Below are 7,049 nucleotides of genomic sequence, written 5' to 3' on the forward strand. Positions count from 1 at the left end.
CCACGCCGGTCACCCTCAGCCGCCACTGGTTCACCGGCGCGATGATGCTGCAGAGCGCCAGCGAGAAGGTCTGGGTGCAGCATCCGCTGCATCCGGGCACGCATTTCTCGTTCTCGCTGGTACAGTCGTGGCAGCGCCATATCGCCGGCCATGAAGTGCTGGTGGAGCGGACCCGGCCGCTGCTGTTCGCCGGGTTCCGTCCGCAGCGCCTGCGGGTGCTGGTGGATGGCGTGCAGGTGGCCGAGCAGGAAGGCATGTGACCCCGGGTGCCACTGCCGCCGCGCTAGGCAAAGGCCGGCCGATGCCTGAGAATCGGGACGATTCAATCGATCCAAGCAGGCCAGCGTGAACGTTGCAGCAGTGTCCCCGGTTCCATCCGAACCCGCCCGCAGCGGCGTTCCCCGCAGTCTGGTGGTCGCCGATGTCGGTGGTACCTTCGCCCGTCTGGCGCTGGCTGAGACCCTGCCGGGGCAGGCGCCGCGGCTGGGCAGCTACCGCACCTACGCCTGTGCCGACCACCCCAGCCTGGCGGCGATCCTGGCCGATTTTACCGCCAGCCTCGGCCAGCCGATGGCCACCACCGCGCTGGCCATCGCCGGTCTGCTCGACGGCGACACCCTGATCAACGCCAATCTGCCGTGGACGGTTTCGCTGTCGGCAACGCGCCGCGAGTCGGGCCTGCCCGACCTGCAGCTGATCAATGATTTCGAAGCGGTGGCGCTGGCCATTCCCTATCTGCAGGCCGACACGCTGGTGCCGTTGAACGGCGATGCCGATCCGGCCACGACGTTCCCGGCGCTGGTGCTGGGGCCGGGTACCGGCCTGGGGGCGGCATTGCGCTTCGCCGATGGCGAGCGCCCGGTGCTGGCCAGCGAGATCGGCCACGCTGCATTGGGCGCCGGCAACGCGCTGGAACTGCATGTACTGGGTCGGCTGCTGCAGCGCTGGCCGCACGTGGACAACGAACGCGTGCTGTCCGGCAGCGGCCTGATGAACCTGTATCCCTGCCTGTGCGAACTGCGCGGCGTGGCTCCGCAGTGGACCAGCACTGAAGCGCTGATCGCAGCTGCGCGGCAAGGCGACGATGCGTTGGCGGTGGAAACCCTGCAGGTGTTCTGTGCCTGGCTGGGAAGCCTGGCCGGCGACGCCGCGATCGCGGTGGGCGCTCGCTCGGTGTACCTGGCCGGTGGCATTTCCACCCATGTGCAGGACTTCCTGGCTGACGGCCGTTTCCGTGAGCGCTTCCTCAACAAGGGCGTGCTGACCGATGTGCTGCACCAGGTGCCGGTGTGGCGGGTCGAACATGGCCAGCTGGGCGTGCTTGGTGCAGCGGCCTGGCACGCAGCGCGGACGCCCGCGCACGATTGATCGGCGCTGCCGGCATCGGGCCGGTGGGCGCAGCATGCAGACGGAGGCGAAGATGGTGGATCGCAGGCAGTTCCTGCAGGCCGGTGCACTGGCCGCAGGTGTGGCAGCGTTGCCGGTGGTGAAGGCGCGTACGCAGGGCGGGGCCAAGGTGGTATCGACCTGGGACTTCGGCGTGCCGGCCAACCAGGCCGCATGGAAAGTGCTGGCGCAGGGCGGCAGTGCGCTGGATGCGGTGGAGGCCGGTGCACGCTGGGCCGAAAGCGAGCTGTGCAACCCCACCGTCGGCCATTGCGGCAACCCGGACCGCGACGGCGTGCTGAGCCTGGACGCCAGCATCATGGACGGCGATGGCCGCTGTGGTGCGGTCGCTGCGCTGGTCGACATCCTGCATCCGGTGTCGGTGGCGCGCAAAGTGATGGAGAACAGCCCGCACGTGCTGCTGGTGGGCGAGGGCGCCCAGCAGTTCGCCGTGCAGCAGGGCTTCGAGCGCCAGCACCTGCTGACTCCGAAGGCCGAAGCGGCGTGGCGCGAATGGTTGAAGACCGAGAAGTACGCGCCGCAGATCAACGCCGAGCGCCGCGGCCTGCCCGGCAACAGCGACAACCACGACACCATCGGCATGCTGGCGCTGGACGCCAAGGGCAACCTGGCCGGTGCCTGCACCACCAGCGGCATGGCCTGGAAGCTGCACGGCCGGGTGGGCGACAGCCCGATCATCGGCGCCGGCCTGTACGTGGACAACGAAGTGGGCGCCGCCACCGCCTCGGGTGTGGGCGAAGAGATGATCCGCAACGCGGCCTCGTTCCTGGTGGTCGAGTTGATGCGCCAGGGCCGTTCACCGGCACAGGCCTGCCGCGAGGCGATCGATCGCGTGGTGCGCAAGCGCCCCGAAGCGAGCCGTACGCTGCAGGTCTGCTTCCTGGCGATGAACAAGCAGGGCGACGTCGGTGCCTATGCGCTGCATCGCGGCTTCGTCTACGCGGTGTGCGATGCACAGCGCCAGGATGACCTGCGCGACTCGCCGTCGATCTATACGAGCACGCAGGCGTGAGCGAGCGCCGCACGCTGGAGATCGCCAGCAACTCGGTGGCCTCGGCGTTGGCCGCGCAGGCCGGTGGTGCTGATCGCATCGAACTGTTCGACAACCTCGCCGAAGGCGGCACCACCCCGTCGTTCGCCAGCATCGCCATCGCCCGCGAGCGGCTGCAGATTCCGTTGTTCGTGCTGGTGCGGCCGCGCCCCGGTGATTTCAACTACGACGCGCTGGAAACCGAGCTGATGCTGCGTGATATCGCGCAGTGCCGCGCGCTGGGCTGCGACGGCGTGGTAATCGGTGCGCTGGATGCGCAGGGTGGTATCGACCTGTCGTTGTGCCGGGAACTGGTGCAGGCGGCCGGCCCGCTGCAGGTGACCTTCCACCGTGCGTTCGATGCCGCGCGCGATCTGCCTGCGGCACTGGAACAGGTGATCGGGCTGGGCTGCCAGCGGGTGCTGACCTCCGGCGGCCAGGCCAGGGCCGAAGCCGGTGCCGAGGTACTGGCCGCGCTGGTCGGACAGGCGGCCGGCCGGATCAGCGTCATGGCCGGTGCCGGGCTGGGTCCGGGCAACATCGCCACCGTGGCGCGGCAGACCGGCTGCCTCGAACTTCATGCCTCGGCCAAGGGGCAACGACGTTCGGTCATGCAGTTCCAGAACCCGACCCTGCGCGGGCTGGACCCGGACTGGAGCCAGACCGCAACCGCCACCGTGGCCGCACTGCGTCAGGCACTGGACGGCTGATCGCGGGCTCGGGATCGGATCCCTTCGCAGAAGGGCTCCGACCCCATTACCGAACTCGCACCCTTTGCCAAAGAGTGACGTTTCTGACATGCGCGGATGGACAGTCCGTCCGCCAAACAGCGGAATGCAGGGGCATCCGTGTTTCCGAATGGACGATCAAGTAAGGATTGTCGATAGTGGGGTCCAACTCCCTGTGGCAACGATCCTCCTTCCGCATGCCTCGACTGCTCTTGCTACTTCTCTGTCTGCTGCCAACCGCCGCAATAGCTGCAGATGAAGGACAGCCACCAGTGTTGATCTGGAAGGCGGCCGGTCCGGAGGGAAGCAGCACCGGCGCTGTGCTGAGCGGGGTGACGCTGGCACCCTCTGCTACAGGGGCGTTCGTCGACACTCGCGTACATATGCTTGGAAACAAACGCTTTCGGGCGCTGTATCAGGTGTTCGATTCAAACCCCTCCAATCCAACGGGCCGCTGTGGCGCGGGGCGCGAGATCCATTTGTTCGTTTACGAATTGACCCGGCCGAAGCCCATCGAACGCGGCAGTTTAGTGATCAGCAGCTGCCTGGAGACCGTGTCCCTCGCCAGTCAGAACTCGGGAAGCCCCGACAGTGAATCCGACTTTTCTTCCGTGACCTGGCAGGACGACGGGTTCACCATCGAGCGGTGGGGTATCGGACCCGGAGGCAATGCATCGAGCCACTACGCCCTGCGCAATGGCTGGTTTGTTCTAGATCCACCGGACTCTCGGAATCGTTGAAGACGGACAAAACCGTTCCGCGCGGGAGTGTCGCAATCGTGTCATCGCTTCGTGCGGCGGTCTCTCAACGATGTTTCACAACTCTTTGATTTTCTTCGATACCGGCAACCGTTAACGACATGCCGGAGCGCGTTGTTGCGTCGCCGCATGCCGCGTGTGGTTCAGCTATGCTTTAGTTTGGATCGATCCACAGGGGAGGGTGATCGAATCGAGAGGGATCGGTTCAACGCCCGGGATCGCCATCCGACCGCGCGTCCACCATCCAAGAGCAACCACCCATGGCTCAGTCCGCCCGCAACCGTCGTCATCTGCTGTCCCAGGCCCTCGTCCTTGCCTTGCTGCCCTACGCAGCGGGCGCACAGGAAGCGGCCACGTCGTCCACCAAGGACCTCGATGCCGTCACCGTTACCGGCTCGCGCATCAAGCGCGCCGGCGTCGAGGGCCCGGCCCCGGTCAATGTGATCACCGCCGCACAGATCCAGAAGGAAGGCTTCGTCACCGTCTACGACGCCTTGAAGACGCTCACCGAAGCGACCGGCACCGTCGAAGCGGCATCGCAGTGGGGCTCGCACACGCCCAACGCGAGCGGCCTGAACCTGCGCGGCATGGGCCCCAACCGCAGCCTGCTGCTGGTCAACGGCCGCCGTGTGGCCGACTACCCGCTGCCGTATGGCGGCGAGACCAATTTCTCCAACTACAGCAACATTCCTGCCGCTGCCGTGGAGCGCATCGAAGTGCTGACCGGCGGCGCGTCGGCGATCTATGGTTCGGACGCCATCGCCGGCGTGGTCAACGTCATCCTGAAGACCAACTACGACGGCGACGAAGTGCGCGTGCGCGGCGGCACCTCGACCGAAGGCGGGCGTGATACCTGGGATCTGTCCTGGGCGGGCGGCAAGACCGGCGACAACTGGAGCGTGACCTACGCCCTGCAGTACACCAAGCGCGATCCGCTGTTCGGCCGCGACCGGCCGCAGATGGACGACGCTGACGATGCGCTGTACCCGTCCTGGAACATGGAACAGCGCAAGGTCGGTTTCCGTCCCACCGCGGGGCTGGCACTGATCGACCCCAGCAATGGCCAGCGCCTGGCACCGCCGGACGGTACCTGCGAGAAATTCGCTGGCGAGTACTACACCGCTGATCGGCTGGTCTACAACTACAACGCCAATACGGTGAGCAACACCGGCCGCCTGTGCGGCATGAGCGCCGACTACGCCAACTGGCTGCTGACCGGTGGTTCGGAGAATGTGTCGGGCAATCTCTATGGCACCTTCGATTTCGGTGATGGCCTGCAGGCCTGGAGCAACCTGGCGGTGTACCGGTCCGAGGCGATCTGGGGCACCAATCCACCCAGCGTTTCATTGATCGACGATGCCAACGGCTATTACTGGGATGCCAACCGCAATCGCCCGGTGCTCGGCGTGCGCCAGTTCACTCCGAACGAAGTCGGTGGCCTGGACACGCTGCGCAATACCAACCGCGAGTTGTCGTGGGATATCAGCGCAGGCCTGCGCGGACGCCTGGCCGATCGCTTCGACTGGAGCGCCACGGTCGGCCGTTCCTATTACCGCGTTGAAGAGCGGCAGAACGTGGTGGACGAACAGAAGTCGTATGACTTCTTCCTCGGCCCACGGCTGGGCACAACCGGCGATGGTGAGGCCATCTACGCATTGAACGAGTCGCGCTGGTGGAACCCGATCACCCCGGACCAGTACTGGCAGATGGGCACGGTCGCGAAGAATCGCGCGTCGTCCTACGTCAACCAGGCTTCTGCCGACATTACTGGCGAACTGTTGCAGGGCTGGGCCGGGCCGATTTCGTTCGCGGCAGTGGCCGAAGTGGCGAAGCAGGGCTATCACCTCAGCCCGGACCCGCGTGCCGGCATCGATTTCGACCTGCAGAACGTTGATCGTGGTGGTGGTGAGCGCACCCGCTATTCGGCCGGTGTCGAGTTCAAGATCCCGTTGGCCGACAGCCTGATCGCCACCGCTGCGGCACGCTACGACCGGTACGGCAGTTACAAGGCCGACGGCGGCGGCGAGGCGCTGGATGTCGGCAGCCAGAAGGAAACCACCTGGAACGCCGGGCTGGAATGGCGTCCGTTCGAGTCGCTGCTGGTGCGTGGCTCCTACGCGACCAGCTTCCACGCGCCGGACATGCACTACCTGCTCGGCCAGGCCAGCAGTTCCGAAGTGCTGACCCACGACCGCCTGCGCTGCATCGAGAGCGGCGCCTATCTGGTCAACAACTGCGGCGTGGGCAATACCGATGTCTGGTATGCGTTCGATGTGAACCGTCGGGGGACGCCGCTGCTGCGCTCGGAAACCGGCGATTCGTGGACGGTCGGCTTCGTCTGGGACGTGCTGCCGAACCTGTCGATGAGCGCTGATTACTGGGCGATCAAGCTGGAAGACATGATCGTCGACGTCGGTGCGGACGAAGTACTGGCCAGCGAAGCGGGCTGCCTGACCGGCAAGAACATGGACGGTACGCCGTGGGCGAACCCGGCGGGTGGCGAGTACTGCGCCGGCATCCTCGCCCGGGTGAACCGTGACAGCAGCGGGCGGTTGGTGTCGATCGAGCGCGGGCCGTTCAACCTGGCCAGCCGCGAAGTCCGTGGCATCGACCTGAGCGTGCGTTATCGGCTGGAGACGGCCGCGTGGGGCAGCTTCCAGCTGGGGGTGAACTACACCAACCAGATATCCACGAAGGAGCAGCGCTACGCCAACGACCCCAACCCCGAGCGCCGTGACCGTGACCTGCGCAGCAAGCTGCGCGCGAGCCTGGCCTGGCAGGGCGGCAACTGGAATGCCAACGTGTATGCCGACCGTATCGGCTCGGTGCCGGGCGTGCGCTATCACTGGGGCACCGACCGCCTGGACAACCCCGGCGGCTGCCTGCCGTTCGCCGATGGCTACGTGCCCAGCGACAGCCCGTCGCTGAACTGCCTGGAGCCTGCCACGCGTCCGGATGGATCGGCCAATACGAACCCGAACGCCGGCCAGCAGACGGCGCGCTACTACGGCCGGGTCGGGCCGTTCATCACCTGGAACTTCAACGTTGGCTACCAGGTGACCGAGTTCATGAAGGTCAATCTGTACGTGAACAACGCTTTCAACGCGACCAGCTGGAATCACAAGG

At 66.1% G+C, this 7,049-nt stretch carries 6 protein-coding genes; all 6 read left to right on the forward strand.

Annotation, left to right across the window (positions count from 1 at the left end):
• The coding region (locus tag DBR20_RS12340; protein ID WP_108266374.1) for a hypothetical protein at window positions 1-260 on the forward strand (260 nt) is incomplete at its 5' end.
• A gap of 85 nt (window positions 261-345) precedes the next feature.
• Entirely contained in the window at window positions 346-1,368 is a 1,023-nt protein-coding gene (locus DBR20_RS12345; RefSeq protein WP_108266367.1) for a glucokinase, read from the forward strand.
• Window positions 1,369-1,420: 52 nt separating this feature from the next.
• Window positions 1,421-2,419 (forward strand): N(4)-(beta-N-acetylglucosaminyl)-L-asparaginase, encoded by a 999-nt coding sequence (locus DBR20_RS12350; protein WP_108266375.1) that lies wholly within the window; start codon window positions 1,421-1,423, stop codon window positions 2,417-2,419.
• On the forward strand, window positions 2,416-3,147 hold the full coding sequence (locus DBR20_RS12355) for a copper homeostasis protein CutC (RefSeq protein ID WP_108266368.1): 732 nt from the start codon (window positions 2,416-2,418) through the stop codon (window positions 3,145-3,147). The genes DBR20_RS12350 and DBR20_RS12355 overlap by 4 nt, the downstream gene beginning before the upstream one ends.
• A gap of 290 nt (window positions 3,148-3,437) precedes the next feature.
• A complete protein-coding gene (locus tag DBR20_RS12360) occupies window positions 3,438-3,905 on the forward strand; it encodes a hypothetical protein (RefSeq protein ID WP_108266369.1) in 468 nt (155 codons plus the stop codon).
• 278 nt (window positions 3,906-4,183) lie between these two features.
• A partial coding sequence (locus tag DBR20_RS12365) for a TonB-dependent receptor (RefSeq protein ID WP_108266370.1) occupies window positions 4,184-7,049 on the forward strand: 2,866 nt, incomplete at its 3' end.

The sequence above is a fragment of the Stenotrophomonas sp. HMWF023 genome (assembly GCF_003060985.1).
Classification (GTDB): domain Bacteria; phylum Pseudomonadota; class Gammaproteobacteria; order Xanthomonadales; family Xanthomonadaceae; genus Stenotrophomonas; species Stenotrophomonas lactitubi.